The sequence below is a fragment of the Aliidongia dinghuensis genome (genome assembly GCF_014643535.1).
Lineage (GTDB): Bacteria > Pseudomonadota > Alphaproteobacteria > ATCC43930 > CGMCC-115725 > Aliidongia > Aliidongia dinghuensis.
In genome coordinates, this window is sequence record NZ_BMJQ01000008.1 from 1 (window position 1) to 25,742 (window position 25,742).

The 25,742-nt window shown below is 67.4% G+C and carries 25 protein-coding genes and 1 tRNA gene; 11 read left to right on the forward strand and 15 right to left on the reverse strand.

From position 1 onward, the window contains the following. Positions 1–335, forward strand: a 335-nt coding sequence (locus IEY58_RS15620) for a UTRA domain-containing protein (protein WP_189047390.1), incomplete at its 5' end; no start/stop codon positions are given. On the opposite strand, the gene IEY58_RS15625 is transcribed toward IEY58_RS15620, so the two are convergent. From IEY58_RS15625 to IEY58_RS15650, 6 genes are all read right to left on the reverse strand, one after another. Beyond that, positions 319–825 (reverse strand): DoxX family protein, encoded by a 507-nt coding sequence (locus tag IEY58_RS15625; protein WP_189047392.1) that lies wholly within the window; start codon positions 823–825, stop codon positions 319–321. The two genes, IEY58_RS15620 and IEY58_RS15625, sit on opposite strands and share 17 nt — an antisense overlap. Positions 826–1,142: 317 nt before the next feature. Beyond that, positions 1,143–2,012 carry a helix-turn-helix domain-containing protein gene (locus tag IEY58_RS15630; protein ID WP_189047394.1) on the reverse strand — a complete coding sequence of 290 codons (870 nt, stop codon included), beginning with the start codon at positions 2,010–2,012 and terminating at the stop codon, positions 1,143–1,145. Positions 2,013–2,302: 290 nt separating this feature from the next. Further along, positions 2,303–4,663: a PAS domain S-box protein gene (locus IEY58_RS15635; protein ID WP_189047397.1), complete on the reverse strand. Its 2,361-nt coding sequence runs from the start codon at positions 4,661–4,663 to the stop codon at positions 2,303–2,305. A 170-nt stretch (positions 4,664–4,833) separates the two neighbouring features. Beyond that, positions 4,834–5,211 (reverse strand): response regulator transcription factor, encoded by a 378-nt coding sequence (locus IEY58_RS15640; RefSeq protein WP_189047399.1) that lies wholly within the window; start codon positions 5,209–5,211, stop codon positions 4,834–4,836. Between the two features lie 104 nt (positions 5,212–5,315). Further along, entirely contained in the window at positions 5,316–5,945 is a 630-nt protein-coding gene (locus tag IEY58_RS15645) for a response regulator transcription factor (protein ID WP_189047401.1), read from the reverse strand. Positions 5,946–6,089: 144 nt separating this feature from the next. Next, entirely contained in the window at positions 6,090–6,596 is a 507-nt protein-coding gene (locus IEY58_RS15650; protein WP_189047403.1) for an NUDIX hydrolase, read from the reverse strand. 213 nt (positions 6,597–6,809) lie between these two features. On the opposite strand from IEY58_RS15650, the gene IEY58_RS15655 reads away from it, so the two are divergent. The 3 genes from IEY58_RS15655 to IEY58_RS15665 all read left to right on the forward strand — a co-directional run bounded on the left by IEY58_RS15655 (position 6,810) and on the right by IEY58_RS15665 (position 9,776). Further along, a tRNA-Lys gene (locus IEY58_RS15655) sits at positions 6,810–6,885 on the forward strand. A gap of 193 nt (positions 6,886–7,078) precedes the next feature. After that, complete coding sequence (locus IEY58_RS15660) at positions 7,079–8,227, forward strand: glycosyltransferase (RefSeq protein ID WP_189047405.1); 1,149 nt, start codon at positions 7,079–7,081, stop codon at positions 8,225–8,227. A 16-nt stretch (positions 8,228–8,243) separates the two neighbouring features. Beyond that, positions 8,244–9,776 (forward strand): hypothetical protein, encoded by a 1,533-nt coding sequence (locus IEY58_RS15665; protein ID WP_189047407.1) that lies wholly within the window; start codon positions 8,244–8,246, stop codon positions 9,774–9,776. Between the two features lie 4 nt (positions 9,777–9,780). Here IEY58_RS15665 and IEY58_RS15670 read toward each other — a convergent pair whose 3' ends face one another. Then, on the reverse strand, positions 9,781–10,233 hold the full coding sequence (locus tag IEY58_RS15670) for a PAS domain-containing protein (RefSeq protein ID WP_189047409.1): 453 nt from the start codon (positions 10,231–10,233) through the stop codon (positions 9,781–9,783). Between the two features lie 376 nt (positions 10,234–10,609). On the opposite strand from IEY58_RS15670, the gene IEY58_RS15675 reads away from it, so the two are divergent. Further along, the gene (locus IEY58_RS15675) at positions 10,610–10,924 is read left to right on the forward strand and encodes a DUF6356 family protein (RefSeq protein ID WP_189047411.1); all 315 of its coding nucleotides are present in this window, start codon (positions 10,610–10,612) and stop codon (positions 10,922–10,924) included. Between the two features lie 21 nt (positions 10,925–10,945). On the opposite strand, the gene IEY58_RS15680 is transcribed toward IEY58_RS15675, so the two are convergent. From IEY58_RS15680 to IEY58_RS15695, 4 genes are read right to left on the reverse strand one after another with little or no spacing between them, the layout of a single operon-like run. Further along, a complete protein-coding gene (locus tag IEY58_RS15680) occupies positions 10,946–11,794 on the reverse strand; it encodes an amidohydrolase family protein (RefSeq protein ID WP_189047413.1) in 849 nt (282 codons plus the stop codon). Positions 11,795–11,807: 13 nt separating this feature from the next. Then, on the reverse strand, positions 11,808–12,797 hold the full coding sequence (locus IEY58_RS15685) for an NAD(P)-dependent oxidoreductase (protein WP_229743750.1): 990 nt from the start codon (positions 12,795–12,797) through the stop codon (positions 11,808–11,810). A gap of 12 nt (positions 12,798–12,809) precedes the next feature. Beyond that, the gene (locus IEY58_RS15690; RefSeq protein ID WP_189047415.1) at positions 12,810–14,669 is read right to left on the reverse strand and encodes a TRAP transporter large permease; all 1,860 of its coding nucleotides are present in this window, start codon (positions 14,667–14,669) and stop codon (positions 12,810–12,812) included. Next, on the reverse strand, positions 14,669–15,700 hold the full coding sequence (locus IEY58_RS15695) for a TRAP transporter substrate-binding protein (protein WP_189047417.1): 1,032 nt from the start codon (positions 15,698–15,700) through the stop codon (positions 14,669–14,671). The genes IEY58_RS15690 and IEY58_RS15695 overlap by 1 nt, the downstream gene beginning before the upstream one ends. 192 nt (positions 15,701–15,892) lie before the next feature. Between IEY58_RS15695 and IEY58_RS15700 the strand changes: the two genes are divergently transcribed. Further along, a complete protein-coding gene (locus IEY58_RS15700; RefSeq protein ID WP_189047419.1) occupies positions 15,893–16,642 on the forward strand; it encodes a FadR/GntR family transcriptional regulator in 750 nt (249 codons plus the stop codon). A gap of 16 nt (positions 16,643–16,658) precedes the next feature. Here IEY58_RS15700 and IEY58_RS15705 read toward each other — a convergent pair whose 3' ends face one another. From IEY58_RS15705 to IEY58_RS15715, 3 genes are read right to left on the reverse strand one after another with little or no spacing between them, the layout of a single operon-like run. Beyond that, positions 16,659–18,452 (reverse strand): acyl-CoA dehydrogenase, encoded by a 1,794-nt coding sequence (locus tag IEY58_RS15705; RefSeq protein ID WP_189047421.1) that lies wholly within the window; start codon positions 18,450–18,452, stop codon positions 16,659–16,661. Positions 18,453–18,457: 5 nt separating this feature from the next. After that, a complete protein-coding gene (locus tag IEY58_RS15710) occupies positions 18,458–19,900 on the reverse strand; it encodes an FAD-binding oxidoreductase (RefSeq protein WP_229743751.1) in 1,443 nt (480 codons plus the stop codon). Positions 19,901–19,953: 53 nt separating this feature from the next. Then, positions 19,954–20,934: an L-threonylcarbamoyladenylate synthase gene (locus tag IEY58_RS15715; protein WP_189047422.1), complete on the reverse strand. Its 981-nt coding sequence runs from the start codon at positions 20,932–20,934 to the stop codon at positions 19,954–19,956. Between the two features lie 139 nt (positions 20,935–21,073). On the opposite strand from IEY58_RS15715, the gene IEY58_RS15720 reads away from it, so the two are divergent. From IEY58_RS15720 to IEY58_RS15740, 5 genes are all read left to right on the forward strand, one after another. Continuing rightward, on the forward strand, positions 21,074–21,532 hold the full coding sequence (locus IEY58_RS15720) for a chemotaxis protein CheX (RefSeq protein WP_189047424.1): 459 nt from the start codon (positions 21,074–21,076) through the stop codon (positions 21,530–21,532). Positions 21,533–21,662: 130 nt separating this feature from the next. After that, positions 21,663–22,409 carry a response regulator gene (locus tag IEY58_RS15725; protein WP_189047426.1) on the forward strand — a complete coding sequence of 249 codons (747 nt, stop codon included), beginning with the start codon at positions 21,663–21,665 and terminating at the stop codon, positions 22,407–22,409. Between the two features lie 149 nt (positions 22,410–22,558). Then, positions 22,559–22,939: a response regulator gene (locus tag IEY58_RS15730; RefSeq protein WP_189047428.1), complete on the forward strand. Its 381-nt coding sequence runs from the start codon at positions 22,559–22,561 to the stop codon at positions 22,937–22,939. Positions 22,940–23,042: 103 nt separating this feature from the next. Further along, entirely contained in the window at positions 23,043–23,969 is a 927-nt protein-coding gene (locus IEY58_RS15735) for an SAM-dependent methyltransferase (RefSeq protein ID WP_189047430.1), read from the forward strand. Between the two features lie 85 nt (positions 23,970–24,054). After that, positions 24,055–24,582 (forward strand): hypothetical protein, encoded by a 528-nt coding sequence (locus IEY58_RS15740; RefSeq protein WP_189047432.1) that lies wholly within the window; start codon positions 24,055–24,057, stop codon positions 24,580–24,582. Positions 24,583–24,591: 9 nt separating this feature from the next. Here the strand turns inward: IEY58_RS15740 and IEY58_RS15745 are convergent, their stop codons facing one another. Further along, the gene (locus IEY58_RS15745) at positions 24,592–25,626 is read right to left on the reverse strand and encodes a GGDEF domain-containing protein (protein ID WP_189047434.1); all 1,035 of its coding nucleotides are present in this window, start codon (positions 25,624–25,626) and stop codon (positions 24,592–24,594) included. Positions 25,627–25,742 lie beyond the last annotated feature (116 nt).

Sequence of the window (25,742 nt, forward strand, 5' to 3'; positions counted from 1 at the left end):
TCCGCTGCCGGCATCTCACGGGCGGCCAGCCCTTCGCGCTCGAGGATCGCCTGCTCAACCTCGGCGAGGTGCCGGACGCCCTCGACCAGGATTTCGCCACAGTGCCGCCGAACACCTGGCTCGTCGGCCACGTGCCGTGGAGCGAGGCCGAACATCGCATCACCGCACAGGGTGCCGACGATGCCACGGCGGCTGCCCTCAATCTCGAGCCGGGCCATGCCTGTCTCGTCATCGAGCGGCGGACCTGGTGGAACGGGGCGCCGATCACGGCCGTCCGGCTCACCCATCCCGGCCATCTCTACGACCTCGTCGCGCATTTCACGCCCAGCGGCTAGGCATCGGTCGGGCGGCGTTTCGCCGAAACAACAGCCGGTCCAAGGCCAAGGGGCCGGAGCCGCCCAGCACCAGCGCAAGAAGACAGGCCAGATAGAGCAGATCCGTTTCGTAGCCAGGCTGGCCGAAATGGGCGCCCGCTGCATCGAAAGAGACGAGCTTGATCGAGCTGAAGCCGTTCGGCAGGTGCACTGTGACGATGGCGACGACAAGCACGATCGACATCGGGATGCTGGCTACTGGAATGAGCGCACCGGCGAGAACGGCCAGCCCACCGAACAACTCGACCATGATCGTTGCCCATGAGAGCAAGCCCGCCGCCGGCATGCCGATCGCATGAAGGACGGTTGTAAAGGCATCGGCGCCCCGCGCCAGCTTGGCGTAGCCGTGCTGCATGAAGCCCACTCCGACGATGAGACGAAGCGGAATAGCGTGCCATATCGCCCAATGCCGCGGCGGGAAACGAAGATATCGAGCAATGAGTGCGTCCATGCGAAGCGTCTCTTTTCAAAATAGGTCCAGCAAGACTCTCAAAGTCCGGCGATGCCGACCTATTCGACGTTCCTTCCTGCTGTAGCTTCGCTGTGTACAGGAATAACTCTTATTCCTGAGAGGAATGTAACTTAGTGAAAGCGCGCTTCTTTGCCCGAGGAAAGGCGTGTTAGGCCGCGCTTCCGATCGGGAGAGCGATGGCGACTCCTTGGCGATTTTCGGATTGCCATAGGGCCTGGGGATAAACTTCAGGCGCGTCGAACGCCGGGACCGCGACGAGGTGGCGCCGATCCTACGCCGATGCCGGTGCAGCCCTCTCAAGCCGCTCCTGTTTCAGCCCAGAAGGCCGAGACGACGTCGCGTCTCTCCCTCCGGCGCGCACCGTCATCGGCGTCCATGTGGTGCCGTCGCCAGCGCGAGGGCGGGGTGCCGACGCATTTGCGGAACACGTTGGTGAAATGCGCTTGGGTCTGGAAACCGACGCTGAGAGCCACCTCGATCAACGGCTGCCTGGTCTCGAGCAGGATCGCCTGGGCCCGGCTGATTCGCCGGCGCATGATGAACTCGTGGGGCGGCAGGCCGGTCGCCAGGCGGAACTGGGCGGCGAAATAGGTCGCCGACAGGCCGGCGGCCTTGGCGAGATCCCCGACGGAGATCGAGTTCTCGATATTGGCGTCGATATGGGCGATCGCCCGCTTGAGGCGCCACTTGGGCAGGCCCGCGCTCGAACGCTCGTTCGGGTGTCGGTCCAGGCGCTCGGAGGTTGGTGGCGCCGGCTGATCGTCGGTCCGCACCAGCTGGACGACGAAGGCGAGGCTCGATCCCTGGCGCTTCAACTCGCCGACCATCGCGAACCGCGCCCCGGCGCCATCCCGCAACTCGGCCGCGGCACCCTCATTCGCTGCCGGCCAGGGGCCGAAAGACTGCGGCCCATGATGTTCCGGAAGCGCGAAGTCGCGGCGCGCGCCGTCCGACGTCGGGAAAGCCGATCCCCGAAAATCCGAAATCGGAAAATTCGGCAGGGACATCGTCACGACAGCCGAGCCGTCGCGTAGCATGTTGACGATCGCCTGCGCCAGATTCGAAGAGGCTTGGGGCGGCGGGAAACCGCTGGCAGCGTCGTGCCGCGAGGAGGGCGCCACGGCCGAAAGGTCGGAGGCGGGGCGGGCCGTCGAGAGGCTGGACATCTGTCGCTGCTCCACTTGAATTTCGCCGCGAAGATCAAGGGCTTCCGTCGTGGTTCGGAAGTAATCTCCCCGCGCTTCCCCCGAGTGGAAGTTGGCCGATCCGGCTGCGAGCGATGCGCCGCGCGCAATCCTGTCCGGCTGCTATTGAATAGGGTAGTGCCTGGGAGCGGTTCGCTCCATTGCCCGCGAGGACGGGCGGCATGTGCCGGGGGACGATACGGACCATACTTTGGTGTAGGCCCGCGAACCGAAATGGGCAGATCTCCCGGTTGACCCAGGCGGCAGGCGGCTCAGGAGGCAGGTGGGGCCGGATGTCTGGCCGGCAGCTCGAACCGGAACCGGGCGCCGCCGAGAGCCGACTGGTTGTCCGCCCGGATCTGGCCGCCGTGGGCTTCCACGATCGACCGGGAGATCGGCAGGCCCATGCCCATGCCGACATCCCTGGTCGTGAAGAAACTGTCGAACAGGCGCTCGAGATGTTCGGCGGCAATGCCGGGGCCGCTGTCCTCGAAGCTGCAGCTCAACATTCCGTCCTCGGATTCGCCAATGCGGATCGCGAGCGTCCGGCGCTCTGCGTCCGGCCGGGCCATGGCCTGCGCTGCGTTGATCACGAGATTGACGACGACCTGCTGCAGCTGGGTCCGATCGCCGACGACGGGCGGCGGCGAGGGCGCGGCATCGAGCCGGACGGAAACGCCCTTCGCCTGCAGTTCGGCGTGCAGGAAAGCGAGCGAATCCTCGACCAAGTCGACCAGCGACAGCGCCGCCGGCTGCGGGATGCGGCCGGCCGCCATGGTTCTGATGCGCGCGATGATGTCGGCGGCCCGGCGGGCGTCGCCGACGATGCGCTTCAAGAGTTCGCCCGCCTTGGCCGAGTTTGGCTCGGGTCGGTCGAGCCAGCGGAGCGCCGTCTCCGCATTCGTTGTGATGGCGCCCAACGGCTGGTTCACTTCATGGGCGATGGAGGCCGCGAGCTCGCCCAGCACGGAAATTCGCGCGGTATGAGCGAATTCCGCCTGGACCTGTCTCAGCCGTTCCTGCGCCTTGAGGCGCTCCGTGATGTCGATGATGCCGACGAGGCCGACGTCGAGATTATTGATGGGGCCCGGCCACGCTACCGCGAACAGGACGTCGACGACCCGTCCGTCGAGGGCCGTGATCTTGGTCTCTTCCTCGAAGGCGACCTCGCCGCCGAACTGCGCCTCGATGGCGCGCCGGAACGTGTCCGGCCGTTCCCGCCAGAAGCCCACGAGCGGGACGGCCAACGCCGGGGCGTCCGGCGCCGCGAGCATCTGCACCGCGCGTTCGTTGACTTCCTCGATGACGAGCGCCGTCATCGCCTCGGTCAGGAACTCCGGATGCTGGTCGAGATGGCGCCCGAGATCGACGACGCCGGCCGCGCGCAGCTCCTGGCAGAGCCGCTTGAACGCGCGCATGTCGAGCTGCCAGAAGGCGACAGGCATGTGGTGGAACAGATGGCGGTAGCGCTGCTCGCTGTCGCGGAGCGCCCGTTCCGCCTCCTTGCGGGCGGTCACGTCCATGATCGCGCCGACGAGCTGCGGCTGGCCCGCGTCGGACTGCATCGCATGGCCGACGACGTGGAGATGCTTGATCGTGCCGTCCGGCATCAGCAGCCGATGCTCGTAGTCGAGATCCTGCGGCTCGGCCGACAGGCGTTCGATCGCCTGGCGGAAAATGGGAAGGTCGTCCGGATGCACCCGGTCGGCGACCAGTTCGATCGAGGGCCTGGTTTCGGCAGTGTAGTCGAAGATCTTGAAGCTTTCGTCCGACCAGAAGATCTCTCCCGTCGAGATGTTCCAGCCGAAACTGCCGGTCCGGCTCAGCTGCTGCGCCTCGGCCAGATAGGTTTCCTGGGTCCGCCTCAAGGCGTCCTCGGCCTGCTTGCGCGCGGTGATGTCGTTGTTGGTCTCGAGCGTCCGGCGCGGCACGCCCGTTTCGTCCCGCTCGAGCGTCCAGCGGCAGGCGACCGTGAGCCGCGTCCCGTCCTTCCGCGTGCGCAGGAGTTCGCCCTCCCAGCGCCCGGTGCGGTACAGCGTCGCCATGACCTCGTCCATCGGCGAGGGAAAATCCGTCTGCAGCAGATCCGGAGCACTACGCCCGACGGCTTCCTCCCGCGTGAAGCCGTAAAGCTCCTCGGCACCGCGGTTCCAATAGAGGATCGTGCCGGCTGGATCCCGGACAAGGATCGGATCGTGGGTCAGGTCGAGCAGCCGCGTCTGGGCCTCCTGGACCTCGGCGGCCACGCGAAAGCGCCGCACGAGGCTCGTGATGGCGAGCGAGGTGAAGAGAAAGGCGACGAGCGTGACAAGGTCTTGCGGGTCGTAGATGTCGAGCTCGAAGATCGGCGGGGCGAAAAAGTAATCGAGGCAGAGAACGGCGAGGATGGAGAAGAAGATCGAGGAGATGACGCTATCCATCAGGGACAGCGCCACGATCAGGATGAGAAAGGCGAGATCGGCGGTCGCGAGCGCGACCTGCAGCTTGAAGCAGATCCAGGTGACGAGGGCGGTGGCGGTACTGCCGCCGAGCCACAGGAGTGCCAGATGGCGAAGCTGCACCCGGACGGACCGCTTCGGGTAAAGTGACAGATGCTGGGCCGGCGGAGAAGGGCCGCGCGCGATCCAGATCATGTGCCGGCCCCCCATTCACGGCCGCAACCGACGGGCGAGGCGATGGCACGCTGCGTCGCGACGTCGGCGGCAGTTCGGCGACGATGGTCGCTAACTCATTCGCATGCTTAGCACAATTTGGTTGCTGCGGCCCAGGCTTTCGGCCCTGGCTTCCGGACCGGGATGTCCGGTTAGGGCGGCGGGCTCCTGAGGACCCTTTGGAGACAGCCGGTCAGCGCCTGCGACTCGAACGGCTTGTGCAGCACGCAGACGGCGCCGTTGGCTGCGGCGATGTCGTCGAGGCCCGGCTGCGACCGGGCGGTGACCATGATCATCGGGATCCGCGGCTGACGCGCCATCAACCTGCGGGCGAGATCGATCCCGCTCATGCCGGGCATATGGATGTCGGTGATGACGCAGCCGATCGGATCGAGGTCGCCCGATGCGAGGAATGCCTCGGCGGACGAGAAGTCCCGAACGTCATAGCCGAGCGAGCCCAGCGATTCGACGAGCGCCAGACGGAAGGACTCGTCGTCGTCGATGACCGCGATGAGGGGCTCTTGGGACACCTGCCATCCTTTCCCCTCGCGCCCGATCGGCGGGGAGGGTGAAAGAGTATGTGGCATGCGCCGCCGGCCCGGTGAACTATACAGGAGTGTAATCGTGGGGCCGGTCAGGACGGCTTTTCTCCAAGCAAATCTGCCATCCGGACGAGATCGGTGATTGTCCGCGCGCCCATCTTCTGCATGGCGCCGCGACGATGAACCTTGACGGTAATCTCGCTGATGCCGAGTTCCCCCGCGATTTGCTTGTTCATCTTTCCGGCGGTCACGAGGCGCATCACTTGCTGCTCGCGCGCCGAGAGTGTGCCGAACCGGTCTCTGATGCGCCCGGCATCGTAAGCGGCGGCCCGCCGCTCGCGGTCCCGTTCGATGGCGCCGATGACCGCATCGAGCATGTCCTGATCGCGGAACGGCTTTGGCAGGAAATCAACCGCACCGTGTTTCATGGCGCGGACGGTCATCGGGATGTCGCCGTATCCGGTCATGATTACAACGGGTAGGCGAACGTCGCGCTGAGCGATCTGGGCCTGCAGCTCGAGGCCGTTCATGTCCGGCAGGCGGATGTCGATCACGACGCAGCCGTGCGTGCCGGCCAGGTCCGCCGCCAGGAACTCGCGGGCGGTGCCGTAGCTGCAGGTTGCCAGTCCGACCGATTCGAACAGGGCCTCCATCGCCGCGCGCATCGACACATCGTCGTCGACAATGTGGACGACCGGGTTGGGATTCAGATCCGCAGGCATTCCAGTGTCAGGCGCTCAAAAACTTTCATGATATCATGGCATAGGCTGTGTGCGGATTACACTAAGGTGTAGTTGGAATTTGCGATCGCAATATTTCAGCGCTGCCGATGTTCGGCCTCTTGGCGCGCGGGCCGCCACAGCGCCTTAGCCGGCTTGGAGGGCCGCAAGATTGGGGAACAGGGCACGCCCGTGGGCGTGCAGCATGATCGCCATCAGGTCCCATGGTGCGATCTTGGCCAGCGCCTGAGCCTCGGCCGCGGTGAAGAGGCCCATGCCGGCGCCCTCGGTCAGGACCATGGCGGCATGGTCCGCCGCCGTGAACGGTACGACGAAGAAATGCATGCGCCAGAGCCGGTCGACCGGCTCGGTGTTGAGCGCCAGCTCGGCGAGCGGCGTCACGGTCCGGGCGCGGAAGCCCAGCTCCTCCTCCAGTTCCCGCACCATGCCCTGGGTGGGCGGCTCGTCCGGCTCGAGGCTGCCGCCGAACAGGGCCCAATGGTCCGGCATGTGGATCGTGGGCTTGTCGTCGCGCCGCTGCAGCAGATAGCGGCCGTCGGCATCGACCAGCACGGCGGCCGCAACTTCGCGGTCGGGTCGGCAGGCAAGCGGCAGGTCGAGACGCGGGAGGAGCGGCGAGTCGGGCGAGGTCATGGGCGAGGTCCCGAAAGGGTGGAGGCGGGCCGAGGCTAGGCCTGGTGCGGCGAAAGCCCAAGGGCGAAAGCGACGGGTCCGACACCCGGGCACCTCCGCCAAACGCGTGATCTCGGCAAGGGTTTCGCTCCGCACTCGGTAGATGGCGCCCATGCGTCGTATTCTTCTCGACAAGCCCGCCGGTGTTTGGTACATCCCCGGCCCTCGGTTCGGGGGCGTTTAGCTCAGTTGGTAGAGCAGCTGACTCTTAATCAGCGGGTCGTAGGTTCGAGCCCTACAACGCCCACCACCGAAAAGGCCGCTCAACCCGTCGGGTTTGGCGGCTTTTTCGTTTTGGGCCCACGCCGGTTTCAGGCCAAATGCGGGGGCTGGACCCCGCCGGCGCGCGGCCCTGGTGAGCGCTGGCGGTTACATCCTATCCTTAAGTGGCGGGACGATCGTTGAAGACGATGGATCTGGGGACAGGAGATCTGGGAGCAGGCATGGCGTTGGTCGAAGCATCGGTAGTGCCGGACGATCACGCGGCCAAGCCTGCACACGGGCCTGGCCCGGAGCTGACGGTCGTGATCCCGACCATGAACGAGCGCGACAACGTGGCGCCGCTGGTCGAACGACTGGACCATGCGCTTGCCGGCGTCGCCTGGGAGGCGATCTTCGTCGACGATGATTCGACCGACGGCACGCGCGAGGAGATCGGCCGCCTGTCGCGGATCGACGGCCGGATCCGCTGCCTGCATCGGATCGGCCGGCGCGGCCTGTCGTCCGCCTGCATCGAGGGCATCCAGGCGAGCCTCGCACCCTTTGTTGCCGTCATGGACGCCGACCTGCAGCATGACGAGGCGCTGTTGCCCCGCATGCTCGACTGCCTGAGGCAGGAGCCGCTCGATCTGGTCGTGGGCTCGCGCTACGTCGAAGGCGGCGGCGTCGGCAACTGGGACAAGCGTCGTGTCGGCATCAGCGGCTTCGCGACCCGGCTCGGCCGCCTCGTGCTCAAGGTCGAGATCGCCGATCCGATGAGCGGCTTCTTCATGATCCGCCGCGATGCGTTCGACCGGGCAGTGCGCAGCATGTCGGCGGTCGGGTTCAAGATCCTCGTCGACCTGCTCGCCTCCTCGTCGCGGCCCGTGCGGCTCAAGGAACTGCCTTACCAGTTCCGCGAGCGCCATGCCGGCGAAAGCAAGCTCGACGCGTTCGTTGCCTGGGAGTATCTGGTCCTGCTCGCTGACAAACTGCTCGGGCCCTATGTGCCGGTCCGTTTCGTGCTGTTCAGCATGGTCGGCGGCATCGGCGTTGTCGCCCATCTGATCGTGCTGTGGCTGTCGCTCAATCTCGCCCACCTGGCTTTTGCTCTGTCGCAGGGGGTGGCGGCCGGCATGGCGATGATCGGCAACTTCACGCTGAATAATTTCCTGACCTACAGCGACCGCCGGCTCAAGGGCTGGAATTTCCTTAAAGGCCTCGTCTCGTTCGCGGCGGTCTGCGGTGTCGGCTATGCCGGCAACGTCGGCGTCGCCAAGTACCTGTTCGACAATCAGAGCTCGTCCTGGTGGCTCGCCGGCATCGCGGGTGCGGCGATCGGCAGCGTATGGAACTACGCGGTCTCGTCGGTCGTGACCTGGAAGCGCAAATAGCCGGACAGCCGATGGCATGAACCAGGGAGGCGAGGCGCCCGGGCGCCGGGTCGCGACGGGCTTCGCGCTCTTGCTGGTGCTGGCACTGCTGCCGCTTGCGAGCGTGCGCGTGCCGCCGCTGCTCGATTATCCGAACCATCTGGCGCGCATGCATATCCTGCTCGACGCCGGTCGGTCGGACCTGCTCGCCCGCGCTTACGAGATCCGCTGGAGCCTGCTGCCGAACCTGGCGATGGACGCGGTCGTACCGCTCCTGGCCCGGGTCATGCCGCTCGATCTGGCCGGCCGCTGCTTCGTCGGCCTTGCGCTGGCGCTGATGGCGGCCGGGGCGGTACTGGTCGACCGGGCTGTCCGGCGGTCCTGGTCGCTCTGGCCGCTCGCGGCTTTCCTGCTGCTCTACAACCGCATCCTGCTCTGGGGCTTCGTCAATTACCTGGCCGGCCTGGGTGTGGCGCTCATCGGCTTGGCGCTGTGGATCGGCCTCGCCGATCGTCCGGGCCGGCGCTTGCGCGCGGTCGCGGTCGCGGCACTCGCCGCCTATTTCTGCCATGTCGTAGCGTTCGGCCTGCTGGCGCTCATGATCGGCGGCGTCGAGCTCGGGGCGCTCTGGTCGGCCGTGCGGGGCCGGCGCTGGAGTGATCTCATGCGCTTGACGGCCGCGATCGCGGCGCCGCTCGTGCCGCCGGTAGCCCTCTGGCTCGCGGCCTGGCGGCCGGGACCGGGGGATGGCGGCGGGCTCGCCTGGGCCAACCCGCTGCGCAAGATCGACCTGCTCTACAGCGTGTTCGACAATTACAGCCGGCCGTTCGATGTCGCGGGCTTTGTCGTGCTGGTCCTGCTTGTCGGCTTCGGCTTCTGGCGAGGCCGGCTGACACTCGACCGGCGGCTCGGGGCGGCACTGGCCGTGCTGACGGCAGTCTATCTCGTCATGCCGGCGCGCATGCTCGGCGGCAGCGGCGTCGATCACCGCCTGCCGGTCATGCTCGGGCTGTTGCTGATCGCCGCGACCCGTCCGGTCGGCTGGTCACGGCGTGGCGCGCTTGTTGTGGGCGGGGCCGTACTCGCCCTGTTCATCGTTCGCACGGCCGTGGTCGAGGCGGCCTGGCTCGGGGCGGACCGGATCTATCGGCCGATCCTGGCGGCGCTCGAGCGGCTGCCGCGCGGCAGCCGGCTTGCGGTTGCGGGCGGACCAAGCGCAGTCGGCGCGGGCGCTGCCCCGTTGCTACACCTGCCGACGTACGCGGTCATCGCGGTCGACGCGTTCGTGCCGACGGAGTTCACCTATGCCGGCCAGCAGCCGCTGGGCCTGACGCCGGCCTTCGCGGCGCTGGCGGACGCGGCGGAGCCCGAAGATCTGTGGACCGGGCTGGTTGCGGCAGCGCCTGAGAAGCGCGCGGCTGCGCTCGCAGCACTCGACCGGTACGACGCGCTCGCCGTCATCGACCGGCGCCCGGTGCCGCCGCTGACGTTGCCGTGCCTGAGGCCACTCTACGAGATGCCGCAGTTCCGGCTTTACGCCATCGACCACGCCGCAGCCTGCGGTCCCTGATCGGTCAGGTACTAAGGCCAGCAGCCAGGTTGTAGGCGGAGAAGAAGCGGGTGTGCTGGATCGGGTCGAGCCGCGACGCGACCATCAGCATGTCCGGCGTCTCGTGGTCCTTGGCGAGCGGCAGCGCCACACGCTGATAGCTCAGGCGATGGACGCCGAAGCTCAGCGTGTTCTCGTGCAGCACGGGCGCCCGGCGCGCGACCGTCATTTCATATTGCTCGACGACCAGTTCGCGATAGGCGGCCGGCTGCATCGCCGCGAAGTCGTGCCCGTGGCGGGGGCCAAACGGCCGCGGTTGATGAGAACTGCCGAGCAGGCGGATGAAGAAGCGCGGTTCGCTTGGTCGGACCTCGATCAGGCTGAGCCAGCCGAGCACTTCCCGGAGATCGACCGGATCGACATCGGCGCGCGCCGGCAGACGGCCGGCGGGACGCTTGGCTTCCCAATAATCCAGCAAGGGGCGGAACCATGGCGGTGGCGACGCTGTGCTCAGCTCCCGCGCAGACACGACAACGGACGGGAAGTTCATTTCAACTCATGATTGAGTGCCGCGAAACCATCACCTCAACTTAGTCCGCGCGCGAATCAATGCGCAAGCGATCATTTGTTTACGAACACATCTTGAAGTGCCCTCTCGGATGGTCGATGAACGAACCTGCTTCGTGGTTTCGTATCGACCTCGTCGAAGAACTGCACGATCGGCTCGTCCATTTTGGAAAAATCAAATTTTTGTGAAGTAATATTTAATAAAATACAGGAAATAGACTTCCATGGACAGGGTTGGCGGGCCATGCGATGGTCTTTAATCTCGATCATTATTCGGGTGAGTGGCGATGTTACGTCTTTTCACCGAACATCCGGCTTCGGTCGGCGAAACGTATTTCGAGCACATGCGGTTTGCCTCACGCACTGGCGCCATGATGATCGCCGGTGGCTGCGCCTGCCTCATCCATGGCCTGTTGCCATTTCTTTGTACGACGACAGGCAGCCGAACCATCCGCACGCTGGCGGCGCGGCTCGGGGGCGCCCAGCGCCGTCAGCGCGCCGCGGTGCAGCTGGTGCGCGTGACGCCGGAGATGATCGCGGCGCGCGCCATCAAGCTCGATCGGCCGGCCGTGGTCGAAAGCCTGAACAGCGCCGCGCTCTGACCGGTTGGAAGCCCTGGCCGGTCAGAAACCGTAGAGGATCGCCGGGTTCTCGACGAGGATACGCTTGCGTATCGCCGCATCCGGCGCCCAGTCGAGCAGCAGGTCGAGCTGCGCCGCATCGTCGGGCAGGTCGCGGACGGAGACGTGCGGCCAGTTGCTGGCCCAGATCATGCGCTCGGGCGCCGCGGCGACGGCCGCCTTCGCCAGCGCGCCCACATCGTCGTAGCGTGGCGGCCCGGCCTTCGAGACCTCGTAGGCGGCCGCGAGCTTCAGCCAGGCTCGGCCGCTGTCGACAAGGCGCAGCAGGGCGCGGAAGCCCGGATGGTCGACGGACACCGGCTCCAGGAACTTGCCGACATGGTCGATGACGAGCGCCGTCGGCAGCCGCCGCAGCTGCAGCTCACGCTCGGCCAGCAGCCGGCCGTCCATCTGCAGCTGGATGTGCCAGCCGAAGGGGGCGATGCGCGCCGCGACCGGCTGGAGCGCCTCCCAGGGCAGCGCGCCGCCGGGCAGCATCTGGAACCGGGCACCGCGGATGCCGGCCTCGGTCAGGCGCTGCAATTCCTCGTCGGTGATGTCAGGCCCGACGGTCGCGATGCCGCGCGTCGTCTCAAGTCCGAGTGCCGCGATCGCCTCGACCGTGACACTGTTGTCGGTGCCGTAGGCGGTCGGCTGCACCACGACCGCCCGGCCGAGGCCCAGGCGGCGTTGCACCGCGCGATAGGCCGCGACGGTCGCCCAGGCGGGCCCTGGACCGGAAGCGGTCGGTGCGAGCGGCTTTGTCGAATCATAGACATGGATATGGCAGTCGCAGGCCCCGGCGGATGCAATGAGTTCGGGCGCGGCGAGGCTCGGCGCGGCATCGGGCATGATCGTCTTTCGTCTAGGGCAGGGTAGGGCGGCGGGTCCAGCGGTCGTGATTGACGGCGCCCGGCGGGACTTCACCCCGGACCAGGGCCGCGACCTGGCCGACGGTATCGAGCGCCTGATGCTCGATGGCGGGCGGCGTCAGACCGCCGATATGCGGCGTGGCGACGACGTTCGGCAGCCGGGCCAAGGCCGGCGTCGGCATCTGGTCCGTGGCGCGACCGACATCGAGCGCGGCGCCGGCGATCGTGCCGTCGTTGAGCGCCACCATGAGTGCCGCCTCGTCGACCAGGTTGCCGCGCGACAGGTTGAGGAAATAGGCCGACGGCTTCATGCGCGCGAAGGCGGCGGCATTCATCAGGCTTTCCGTCGCCTCGGTCGCGACCGCGAGGCAGACAACATAGTCGGACCGGCCGAGCAGATCCTCGAACGAGACCTGGACGAGGCGTTCGTCCCCGACCCGGGCATAGGGATCGGCGATCAGCACGTCCATGCCGAGCGCCAGGGCCAATTGCGCCAGCTGCCGGCCGATGGCGCCGTAGCCGATGATGCCGAGCGTGCTGCCGGCCAGCTGCCGGCCCATGCGCACCTCGGGCTGCCGGCCGGCTTGGTAGTCCGCTGTCGCGCGCGACACGCCACGTGACAGGTCGATGAGGAATCCCAGCGCCAGTTCGCAGACCGAGGTGACGAAGCCGGGCGTCGCGCGCGTCACCAGCACGCCGGCCTCAGACGCCGCTTCCACGTCGATGTTGCGGATGTCGACGGCGCAGCGCAGGAAGGCCTTGAGCCTTGGCAGCTGGGCGAAGATCTCGGCCGGGCCGGTCGTGAGCCGATCGGCCAGGATAATGTCGACGTCGCGCGCGGCCTCGACGAGGGCGGCGGGGCTCAGCGCCTCCTCCGCCTCGTGCAGGCGGACCTCGACCAGGTCGCGCAAGCCGGCGAGCGCGCGCTCGCCGTAATATTGCCGCCGCGCTTGCGGCGTGTGGGTCAGCAGCAGCTTCAGCATGGATGGTTTCCGTCAGTATCCGAGCGCGTGGGGCAGCGCCGTGCTGATGGCGGGAAAGAACGCGATCACGAGCAGGCAGAGGAACAAGAGGCCGAGATAGCCGAAGATCGGCTTGACCGTGCTCTCGACGGGTACGTTGCCGATCAGGCAGGCGCCGTAGAGGCCGAGGCCGAGCGGCGGCGCGAACAGGCCGATGCCCATGGCCACGACCAGCACGACGCCGAAATGCAGCGGGTCGATGCCGAGCCGGGCCGCGACCGGCACCAGCAGCGGGCCGAAGATGATGAGTGCCGCAGCACCCTCGAGCACCGAGCCCATCAGCATCAGGATGACGATCGACAGGATCATGAAGAGCCACGTGCCGCCGCTCGCCGACAGCGCAATCATCATCTCGCCCACCATGTGCGGCACCTGCTGCAAGGTCAGCACGAAGGCGAGCGACTGGGCGGCCGCGACGATGAACAGCACAAGGCCGGAGCGGGTTGCGGCGTGGATGAAGCTCCGGGCTGCCGCGCGCGGGCCGAGCTCGCGGAACACCACGCCGCCGATGACGATGGCGTAGAGCGCTGCGAAGGCCGAGATCTCCGTCGCGGTGGCGAAGCCGCTCTTGAAGCCGATGAAGATCATCAGGATCAGGCCCAGCGACGCGGCACCGCCGCCCCACAGGCTTGCGAGCGAGCGTCCGGGGCCGGTCTCGACCAGCGCCGCCGGCGTCTTGCGGCCGAGGATGATCGAGACCGCGATCAGCACGAGCGCCATGAGGCCGGCCGGCAAGATGCCGGCCATGAACAGGCCGCCGATCGACAGGTTGGCGACGAAGCCCAGGATGATGAGATTGATGCAGGGCGGGATCGTCTCGGCCATGACGGCGGAGGCCGCGAGGAGCGCCACGGCGCTGCCGGGCTTCTGGCCGGAGCGGCGCGCGGCCGGCACCAGGACCGCGCCGACCGCCGCCACGTCGGCCATCTTGGAGCCCGAGATGCCGGAGAACATCACCATGGCGGTCACCATGACGACGTTGAGTCCGCCGCGCATGCGGCCGACCAGCCGCTGCAGGAGCTCGATCAGGCGGACGGACATGCCGTTCGCCTCCATCAGGTAGCCGACCAGGATGAAGAACGGGATGGCGAGCAGCACGAAATTGTCGATGCCGCGCGCCATCTGCTGAGCGAAGATCACGCCGGGCAACGTGCCCTCAACCCAGATGAAGACGAGGGCGGCCAAAGCCAGCGCGAAGCCGATCGGCAGGCCGCCCATGAGCGTCACGACGAACCCTGCCAGCATGAGGCTGCCCGAGGACGGCACCGTGTCGGGCGAGAGCGCGTCCCAGCCGTAATAGAGCGCCGCCACGGCCGCGACGATCGCAGCGCCCACGGCCATGTCGGTCCAGGCGCGCCGCCGGAACTGGTCGAGCGCGAAGATCGTCATGAAGATGGCGCCGACGCCCATCGGATAGAAGGTGAGCTCGAGCGGCAGGCCGGAGCCAGTCGTCTGGCCGGTCGTGGACTGGCCGAGCCGCATGGCGTTGATCGCGACCGCGGCCGAAACCACGACGACGAGCAGCGCGCCGACCGCGTCGACGAGCCGCCGGGGATAGGCCGGCAGCCGGTCGACGAAGAACACGACGCCCGGGTTCTCGGCCCGCTGCAAGGCACTCGCCGCGCCGAAGAAGCTCGAGCCCACCATGAGCCCGCGCGCGACGTCGTCGGCCCATTCGATCGGCGCGTTGAACAGCGAGCGGAGCACGACCGACGCACACACCACGACGAGGTCGGCGGCCAGCAAGAGCGCCGCCACCCAGTCTGTGATCACGCGGAGCGGGGCTACGAGCGAGCCGCGCCTGGCGGCTGTGGTCGGCACGGCGATCGACATCAGGCTTGCGTCGCGCGGATGGCGTCGACGACCGGCTTCGCGTCGGGATGTGCCTTCACGAAATTGTCCGTCTGCGGCAGCACCCGTTTGCGGAACGGCTCCTTGTCGCAATGGATGAGCGTGACGCCCTTGCTGGCGAGTTCCTTGAGCGCCTCCTGCTCGACCGCGAGGCCGTGGGCGCGCGTATCCGCCGCGGCCTTGCTCGCGGCGTCGAGGAAGCCATCGCGCAGCTTCGGATCGAGCCGCTTGAACGTCGTGTCGCTGAAATAGATCGCGAGCGGCGAGAAATTGTGCTCGGTCAGCGAATAGAACTTGGCGGCCTCGTAGAACTTGCTTGCGATCACGGTCGGCGGATCATGCTCGAGCCCGTCGAGCACGCCGGCCTGCAGCGCCGTATAGACCTCGCCGAAGGCGAGCGGCGTCGCGGCGGCACCCATGAGGCGCAGGCACTCGGTGATGATCGGGTTGGGCAGCGTGCGGATCTTGAGGCCGGCGAGGTCGTCCGGCGTGTTCACCGCTTTCTTGGCGAGCACGCTGCGCGCGCCGAAATTATAGGCCCAGCCGACGATGCGGATGTTGGCATCCTTCAAGAGCGCTGCCTCGATCGGCTTCGCGGCACCCGCATCGAACGCCTTGGTCTGCTGCGGAAAGCTCGAGAACAGGTAGCCCAGGTCGAACGTGCCGACGAGCGGAACCAGGTTGGCGGAGATCGACGAGCCCGACACCATCAGGTCGATGACGCCGAGCTTCACTGAATTGATGACGTCGATCTCCTGGCCCAGCTGGTTGTCCGGGAAGAACGAGACGTCGATCTGGCCGTCGAGCCCGCCGGCCTTCAGCTGCTTCACCAGATTGTCGTAGTAGACCCGGCCGTTCGCGTATTTCGGGTCGTTGGCCTGGGATGACGACAATTTGAGCTTCAGCGTGGCCGCTTGGGCGCGCCCGATCAGGGCCGGTGCGCACAACACGCCCGCCGACAGCACGGCCGAGGATTTCAGCAAGGTACGACGGCTGATCGCCTGGAACGTCATGGGATTCCTCCGCTCGGCAGCGGGTCTCGTGCCCGCTTCTTCCGTGAAAGATGCATAGCATCTGGGTATAATGTATGACTAGATTTGTCTGACAAGCAAGGCACCATGCGCCGGCCGGCGATTTGTAGCGACGAAACGACACGGGCTCGGGCATGAAGGGCGCGCCCCGAGCTTCTCGAGACAGACGAGACGATGTTCAAGACCACCGCCTTCCTCAGCCGCAACGTTCACAGCCAGGTCGCTGACCGGATCGGGCTCGGCATTGTACGCGGCGACGTGGCGCCGGGCGAGGCGCTGCCGTCGGAAGTGCGGATCTGCGAGATGCTGGATGTGAGCCGGACCGTTGTGCGCGAGGCGATCCGCATGCTGACGGGCAAGGGCCTGGTCGAATCGCGGCCGAAGAGCGGCACGCGGGTACGCCCGCCGGAGGACTGGAACCATCTCGACCCCGACGTGCTGCGCTGGCAGCTCGAGACCGCCGACGTCGACAGCTATCTCGTCAAGCTGTTCCAGTTGCGCCACGCGATCGAGCCGGCGGCGACGGCAATGGCCGCGATCGCCTCGGCGCCGGAAGACCGGGCGCAGCTCCGTGCCGCTTACGAGGGCATGCTTGCCGCCCGCACGAACGAGGACTTCGTCGCGGCCGACATCGCGTTCCACAAGACGATCTACATCGCGACGCGCAACGAGTTTTTCTGGCCGATCGCCCAGTTGTTCGAAATCACCTTGAGCCGCAGCCTGACCATCGCCGCGACCGGCAACCATCGCCCGCGTAGCCTGGTCGAGCACCGCGACGTGGTCGAGGCGATCGAGCAAGGCGATGCTGCGGCCGCGCGCCGGGCAGCCGAGCTGCTGCTCGACCATTCGGCCAAGGACCTGGTGCGCATCCGCGGCGTCGACCCGTTCGCGCGCTACCCTTCGCTGAACGCGGCGAAAGGCTGACCGGCTCTTCGATCCGTCAGAACTGCTCCGGATCGAACGCCACGACCGTGGCGCCGCCGCCGATGGCGCTCAGCTGGGCTGCAGCCGGCGTCAGGTATTGCTCGGCGTAGAAGCGCGCCGTCATCAGCTTCGCCTCGTTGAAGCCGGCGTCGCCCGCACCACGCGCAAGCTGGGCCTGCGCCGCCAATGCCTGGCGAGCCAGCAGCCAGCCGCCGGCGACGGTCGCGAACAGGTTGAGGTAGGGCACCGAGCCCGCGGCGGCGCGCGCCGGGTCGGCCGCGAAGCTTTCGACCAGGAGGCGGGTTGCCTGCTCGACGGCGTCGAGCCCGTTCTTGAGGCTGCGGCGCAGCACGGCGAGATCGTCGCCCGGCTGCTCGGCGAGCGGGGCGTCGAGCTCGCGCATGAGTGCCACGAAGGCAGCCGCGGCGGCGCCCTGGTCGCGCATCAGCTTGCGGCCGAGCAAGTCCATCGCCTGGATGCCGTTCGTGCCCTCGTAGATCGGCGTGATGCGCGCATCGCGGAAATGCTGGGCGATGCCGCTTTCCTCGATGAAGCCCATGCCGCCATAGACCTGCACCGCGAGTGAGCTGTTCTCGACGCCGAGGTCGGTCGACCAGGCCTTGACCAGCGGGATTGCCAAGTCGACCAGCAGCTGCGCCTTGGCGCGATCGGCTTCCTCGGGCAGGTGGCGTGCGCGGTCGATCTGGCCGGCGGTGAAATAAGCGAGCGCCCGGGCTGCCTCGGTGCGCGACTTGATCGCGAGCAGCATGCGCTTGACGTCGGGGTGATAGAGGATCGGCAGCGGCGTGTCGCTCTTGCCGCCGGTGAGCGTCCGGCCCTGGACGCGCGTCCGGGCATAGTCGCGCGCCTGCTGGTAAGCGCGCTCCGAAATCGCGACGCCCTGCAGGCCGACATTGAGGCGTGCATTGTTCATCATGGTGAACATGCACTCCATGCCCTTGTTCTCTTCGCCGATCAGGTAGCCGATGGCGCCCTCGTTGTCGCCATAGGCCAGCACCGCGGTCGGGCTCGCGTGGATGCCGAGCTTGTGCTCCAGGCTGACGCAGCGCACGTCGTTGCGCGCACCCAGGCTGCCGTCTTCGTTCACCAGGAACTTCGGCACCAGGAACAGCGAGATGCCGCGTGTGCCGGCCGGGCCGTCGGGCAGGCGGGCCAGAACCAGGTGGACCAGGTTCGGGGCCATGTCGTGCTCACCATAGGTGATGAAGATCTTCTGGCCGGTGATGCGGTAATGGTCGCCCTCGCGCACCGCCTTGGTGCGGAGCGCGCCGACGTCGGAGCCCGCCTGCGGCTCGGTCAGGTTCATGGTGCCGGTCCATTCGCCCGAGATCAGCTTCGGCAGGTAGGTCTCCTGCAGCTCCTTCGTGCCGTGCTTCAGCAGTGCTTCGATGGCGCCGATGGTCAAGAGCGGGCAGAGTGCCCAGGCCATGTTGGCCGAGTTCCACATCTCGCTGACCGCGAGCGCCACCACGGCCGGCAGGCCCTGGCCGCCCCATTCCTCCTCGAACGGCAGGCTGTTCCAGCCACCGTCGACATATGTCTGATAGGCCTCCTTGAAGCCCGCGGGCGTGCGCACCACGCCGTTCTCGACTCGGGCGCCCTCCTGGTCGCCGCTCATGTTGATCGGCGCCAGCACGTCGCGGGCGAGCTTCGCCGCTTCCTCCAGCACGGCCGCGACCGTGTCGCGGTCGGCACCTTCACAGCCGGGGAGCGAGGCGAGCGCTTCGAGCCCGGCCGCGTGGTCGAGCGCGAACTGCATGTCGGCGAGCGGAGGATTGTAGGGGATCATTCGGGCTACTCTCCCTTGAGGGCATTGAAGGCCGCTTCTGCGACGACCTTGCCGGGATTCATGATGTGCTTCGGATCGAGCGCCTGCTTGACGCGCGCCATGAGCTCGAGCTCGATCGGCGCCTTGTAGTGCGTGAGCTCTTGGCACTTCAGGCGGCCGATGCCGTGCTCGGCGCTGATCGAGCCGTTCAAGCCCGCCACGATGCCGTGGACGATATCATTGAACTCCTCCCAGCGGGCGAGGAAGGTGTCCTTGTCGGCGCCCGCGGGCTGGCTCAGGTTGAAATGGATGTTGCCGTCGCCGCAATGGCCGAAGGCGACCGGCCGGATACCCGGCAGCCGCTCGGTCACGGCGGCGGTCGCGGTCTTCAGGAACTCGGCGACGGAGGCGACCGGCACGGCGATGTCGTGCTTGATCGAGCCGCCTTCGAAGCGCTGGCCTTCGACCATGCCCTCGCGGATCAGCCAGAAGGCGTCGCGCTGCGCGCCGCTCGCCGCGATCGTGCCGTCGACAACGGTACCGGCCTCGAACGCTTCGGCGAGCAGGCCTTCGAGCGTGGCGCCGACATCGCCATGAGGGCTCGCGGTCGAAACCTCGATGAGCGCATAGGTCTCGTAAGGCTGTTCCAGCGGGTCGACGACGCCGTTCACGTGCTTCATCGCCATCTCGAGCCCGATGCGCGGGATGAGCTCGAATGCGGTCAATTGGTCGCCGGTCGCGGCACGGGCCTGGGCGAAGAGGCTCATGACCGCATCCGTGTCGGGCAATGCCACGAATGCGGTCGCGGTCGCTCGCGGCTTCGGGTAGAGGCGGAGCGTCGCGGCGGTGATGATGCCGAGCGTGCCCTCGGCGCCGACGAACAGCTGTTTCAGGTCGTAACCGGTGTTGTCTTTGCGGAGCGTGCGCAAGCCGTTCCAGATCCGCCCGTCCGGCAGCACGACTTCGAGGCCCAGCGTCAGCTCGCGCGTGTTGCCGTAACGCAGCACCTGCACGCCGCCGGCGTTGGTCGAGAGATTGCCGCCGATCTGGCAGGAGCCCTCGGCACCGAGGCTCAAGGGGAACAGTCGGTCATGCTCGGCGGCGATGCGCTGGATGTCGGCCAGGATGACGCCGGCCTCGACCGTGATCGTGAAATTGGCCGGGTCGATCGAGCGGACCTTGTTCATGCGGCCCAAGGCCAGAACGATATTGCGCCCATCCTCGTCGGGGACGCCGCCGCCACAGAGCCCGGTGTTGCCGCCCTGGGGGACGATCGGCAAGCCCGCCTCGGCGCAGAGTCTCACGACCGTCGCCACTTCCTCGGTGCTGCCCGGCCGCACGACCAGTGCGGTCTTGCCGTGATAGAGCCCGCGCGTCTCGACCTCGTAGGGCTCGATGTCGCGTGGCTCCTCGAGCCAGCCGTTGGGTCCGACCACCTGCTTGATCCGGTCGAGAACCTGCTCGGCCATGGACGTCTCCTCGCACATCATTGCATGAAATCTAGCATGGAACCGTGAGCGGCCTAGCGCGGTGCGGCGGCGCGGCGCAGCCGGTCGTTGATCGCGGCACCCAGGCCCTCTTCGGGGATCGGCATGACGGCGATGCCGGTGAATTCGGGCCGGTCGAGCGCGCGCAGGCCGGCGAACAGGTGCTGCGCCGCCTCGACCAGGTCGGCGCTCGCCGACAGCTGCAGGTCGGGGGCCCGCACGCCTGCCGGCGGAGGGCCGAAGCCCATGAACGCCTCGCCCGGCCGCGGGTCGATCGCGTCGAGGCGCACCGGCAGCGCCGGCGCATAGTGGCTGGTCATCATGCCCGGAGCGACCCGAGCCAGGCCGTCGGCGACTGGCAGGCCCTGCTCGATCGGGCCGATCGCCGCCTCGATCGCCGCTTGCGCGACCCCGCCCGGGCGCAGCAGCCGCGCCGGTTCCTCCGTCAGGTCGAGCACGGTCGATTCGAGCCCGACCCGACAGGGGCCGCCGTCCAGGATCTGGCTCACCCGATCGCCCAGCTCGTCGCGGACATGGGCGGCCGTCGTCGGGCTGACGCGGCCCGACCGGTTGGCGCTCGGGGCCGCGATCGGCCGGCCGACGGCGCGCAGCAGCTGCTGCGCCAGGGGATGGGCCGGGACGCGCACGGCAAGGCTGTCGAGCCCGGCGCTCGCGAGCAAGCTGACGCGGCAATCCGGCCGGCGCGGCAGGACGAGCGTCAGGGCGCCCGGCCAGAACAGGTCCGCGAGCCGCTTCGCCCGGTCGTCGAACACGACGTGATTGCGAGCCGCCGCCACGTCCGGCAGATGGATGATGAGCGGGTTGAAGCGCGGCCGCTCCTTGGCGGCGAAGATGCGGGTCACCGACAGGTCGCTGGTCGCGTCGCCGCCCAGGCCATAGACCGTCTCGGTCGGGAACGCGACCAGCCGGCCGTTCTTCAGATGCTCGACCGCAGCGTCGATGCCGGGCGGCTCTATCGGTTGGGTCGGCGTCTCGTCTTGATCTTCGGCTGGCATCGGTCCCGTGCGGTCGCGTCGTACTCCCGTTGCGGGTTGGGAGCGGGACCGGAAGTTTGCCCCGAGCCGATGCCAGGCTCAAAGAAATCTTTACGATCTCGGTCCAGGGTGGCGCGCATCCCCGAGGGAGAATACGCACATGTCGGACCTGGGTATCACGACCGAAGAGGCGATCGATCTGGCGATCGAGGTGTGGCGGGGCTTTCTCGGCGTCGAGCTGGTGCCGCGCTTCGACGAGCCCGCCCATGAGCCGCCGGAATCCTCCGTCTCCGGCTGCGTGACGCTGAAGGGTGCATGGTACGGCGGCATCATCGTGACGCTGCCGGGGAGCCTCGGCGTGATGGTGACACGGAGCGTGCTGGCACTCGACGATCCGCAGCCCGAAGATGTCCAGGACGTCGTGGGCGAGCTTGCCAACATGATGGCCGGCCGACTCAAGCATCAGCTGCCGCCGGACACGCAGATCTCGCTGCCCATGGTCGCGACCGGCGATCATTTCCACCTGTCGATCCCGGGTGCCCGGGTCGCGATGGAGCTCGATTTCGCGGTCGAGGAGACGCCGCTGCGCATCCGCTTCATCAAGGTCGAGCAATCCTGAGCGCCCGACCTCACGTCATGAAACTATCGGTTGGCTGATGGCCGCCAGCCGCTTATGCATCCGAGCCCCGATGGCCGCCCGAACCGGCGGCCGGGCGGGTTAACGCGGCGCCGGCCGCAGGAGTGAAACCGTGTCGGGCTTTACCGTTCTGATCGTCGATGATTCGCGCAGTATTCGGACCATCGCTAAAAATGCCATGGGTATGCTGCGCGGCGCCCAGATCGTCGAGGCCGGCGACGGCGACAGCGCCGTCAAGCTCTATAAGCAGCACATGGCCGACATCGTGTTCATGGACATCACCATGCCGGGGCTGAACGGCCTCGAGGCGCTGGCCGCGATCAAGTCGTTCGATCCTGCGGCCCATGTCGTCATGCTGACGGCGGAAAGCTCACTCGACACGGTCGTCAAGGCCAAGGAGCTCAAGGCAGACGGCTTCATCGCCAAGCCGTTCGAGCCGGCGCGGATCGCCCGTATGGTCGCCGACCGGATGGCGCAGGAGCCGAAGCCGATCCACGTGCTGGTGGCCGACGATGCGCGCTCGATCCGCACGATCGTGCGCCGCTCGCTCACCAGCCTGCCGCACGTCTTCCGCATCCGCGAGGCCGAGGACGGCGCGCAGGTGGCCGACATGGCCGAGGCACGCCCGGCCGATCTCGTGTTCCTCGACATCCACATGCCGAACCAGACCGGGATGGAGGCGCTGATCCGCATCCGCAAGCGCTCGCCCGAGGCGCATATCGTGATGCTGACGTCGGACGCGTCGGCCGGGGCGGTTTCCGGTGCCAAGGCACTGGGCGCCAACGATTATATCCTGAAGCCCTTCACCGCCGATCAACTGGCCTCGGTCGTCGACCGGTTCGTCGCGGCGCGCGGCTGATGCGAGGCGCAGCGGACGCCCGGTTGCGGAAAGCCCATCGGCCGCTGCCTCTCGTTGACACGGATCAAACGAAGCATCAACCTGGAACGGCAGCGGCGGCAACGCCGGTGAAGGACTGACATCGTTCCCAAAGGGAGGCATGTCACGAGATGGCGCGCATACTGGTCATCGATGATGATCCGACGATTCGATCGCTCATTGGCGGGCTCCTCGAGGCGGCCGGACATTCCTCTGTCGAGGCGCGGGACGGGCGCGACGGCATCGAGATCTTCGCCAAGCAGGCGATCGACTTGGTCGTCACCGACATCGTGATGCCGGAGCAGGAAGGCATCGAGACGATCGGGGCTCTCCGCCGGCTGAGCCGCACGGTGCCGATCCTGGCGATCTCGGGCAGCGCCACTATCGGCAGTCCCGGAGACTACCTGCGGGCGGCGGCGGCACTGGGCGCGTCGGGCACGCTGCAGAAACCGTTTGCGCCGGACGCGCTGATGGCGGCGGTCGATCGCCTGCTCGCCACGCTCGGCTGCTGAGGTTTCATCTGCTGGGGGCTTGGGTGTTGGGGTCTCGGTTGCTGGGGGCTCGGGCGCGCGCCGCGCAATTCTGTCGACGGGCGCGGCGCGGTATATGACGGGCATGACCGAGCCCGCTTCCGATGATCCGCAACAGCTCACGGCCTATCTTGCCGCCGATGGCTTCCGCGAGCCGCTGCTCGAGGAGCTGGGGCCGGAGGTCGAGGTACATGACCGCCTGATCCTGGCACCGGGGCCAGCCCGGCCGGCGGCCTGGGCGCAGAATGTCTGGCATGGCGTCGAACGCATTCCGATCGCCTCGATCAAGGACGGGGCGCGGGCGCTCAAGACGCGCGGGCGCAACTGGGGCCTGTGGCCGCTCGGTCATTTCCGGCGCGCTCAATTGATCCAGGACTTGCTGCCGCACGTCGGGGCCAAGCCGCTCGTGTTCCCGGCGCCCGTGCCGACCGCGCCGTTCGGCTCCTGGACCCTGCTCGAGCCGGATCTGATCCTGGCGGCCGCCCACTGCTCGAGCCCGTTCCGCCATGGCGAGGCCCGCTTTGTCGAGAATCGCGAGGCGCCGCCCAACCGGGCCTACCTCAAGCTCTGGGAGGCGCTGACGCTCGCGCGCCGCTATCCGGGGCCGGGCGACCGCTGCGTCGATCTGGGCGCCAGCCCCGGCGGCTGGACCTGGGTGCTGCAACAACTGGGCGCGGACGTGCTCAGCATCGACAAGGCACCGCTCGATCCGGCGATTGCGGCCCTGCCGCGCGTCACTCATCGGCAGCAGAGCGCCTTCGCGCTCGATCCGGGCGAGGTCGGGCCGGTCGATTTCCTGTGCAGCGACGTCATCTGCTATCCGGCCCGGCTGCTCCGGCTGGTCGAGTCCTGGCTCGCGAGCGGCCTCGTGCGCAACTTCATCTGCACGATCAAGTTCCAGGCCGAGACCGATCACGCGACGGCCCGCGCCTTTGCCGCGATACCGGGCTCTCGGGTGCTGCATCTCCATCACAACAAGCACGAGCTCACCTGGATGAAGCTCGATCAGTAACCATCGCGGGTGGCGTTTGCGGTAGACTCCAGGGCGTCGACAAAAAGAGACCCTCATTGAGCGAGGGCGTCGGGAGGAGTTGCCGATGACCATCTCTGCCAAGAGTCACTTGCATCACCCGGTCGCGCGGCCGAGCGAGAACCTGGACGAATTCACCGGAATCCTGCGTCGCGGCTTCAATTTCTCGGCCGGCAACACGTCGCACTGGAGCTTCGAGGATTGGGAGGCCGCGGTCGACGCGATCGACGATGAGGAAGACACCGGCGTCGCCCCCAAGATCGGCAGCGACATCTTCGATCCGGCGGAAGTGACCGACGACGAAGGATCCCGCTTCGAGGGGCACGGGCTCTGGACGCTGTTGGGCCTCGCCTACATGCGCGGGCGGCGGGCGTTCAAGGCCGGCGTGTCCAAGACCGCCCGGCCGTTTCGTACGATGCAGCTGAAGCACATGAACGTGCCGACCGGTGTCGGTGACACACTCGAGATGCAGTTCCGCAATGGGTTCGACGACGCGCTCGCGGACGCCGTCGTCGGCGGCGACCGGACGCCGAACTGGGTGCGCCACGCGCTCAGGGCGCCGCTCATGCGTTCGCGCGCCGAACGCGGCGACTGAGCCCGGAGATTACTTGTTGCCGGGTACCCGCTCGGCCTTCACCTGGTTGCGCCCGTTCCCCTTGGCGCCGTAGAGCGCCTGGTCGGCGCGACGGACCAACTCGTCGAGCCGCTCGGCCAGCACGTAGCCGGCGACGCCGATCGAGACCGAGAGATGGCCGATCGACTTGCCGCTCGATGCGTCGCGCAGGCGCTTCTTGCCGACCAGCTCCCGCGTTTTGTCGGCCAAGGCCTCGGCCTCGGTCACCGACAGGCCAGGCAGCACGGCCGCGAACTCGTCGCCGCCGTACCGCGCGGCGGTGGCGCCCGGTGGCAGTCCCTCCTTGAGGCAGGACGCGACCAGCTGGATGACCGCGTCGCCGACCTGATGGCCCCAGCTGTCGTTCAGCTGCTTGAAGCTGTCGATGTCAGACAGCAGCAGCGCCATCTCGGTGTCGGTCTCCATCGAGTGGGCGGCGGCGAGGCGCAGCCGTTCCTCGAAGGCGCGGCGGTTGTAGAGGCCGGTCAGCGGATCGGTCATCGCCTCGCGTTTGGAGGCTTCGAGCCCTTGACGCAGTGCACGGATTTCGACGGAGCAGCGTTCGAGCTCGGATTCGAGGCGACGGGTCTTCGCCTCCATGTGGCGGGTCGCCAGCACGATCGTATCGACGATCTTGCGCAGCTCGCCATCGGCCGGCAGGCGTGCCGCGATCTTTTCGAGCGCATCGGCAAAGCTCGACGTGTCGCGGCCGGCGTTCGCCAACATCTGCAGGATGCGCGTCAGCTCGTTCGACAGTTTTTCGCCGGTCTGGCGGACGACTTCGGTCTGACGCTCGCGGGCGAAGAATTCCTCGTGCAGCGCCTCGATCAGCGCCAGCGGCACCGCATGGGGGAGTGCTATGGCATGATCGAGTCGCTCGACCAGTTCGGCGTCCTGACGCGAGGCATAGGCGTACCAGACTTCATAGACACGGGGCGTGGCAGGATGGCCGTGTCGCGCCATATGGGCCCGTACCGCCTCGAAGAACTCCCAGGACCGGTCGGCGTCCGAACTCTCTATGCTCATCAATTCTTCCGTGTCTGCCGCGGCGCATGGATCACCCGGGCCACGATACGGGCGCCAGAATGCCATGAGTGCACGCCATATACGATGGCCAAAGCGGCATCGGACGCCCGGCGGCC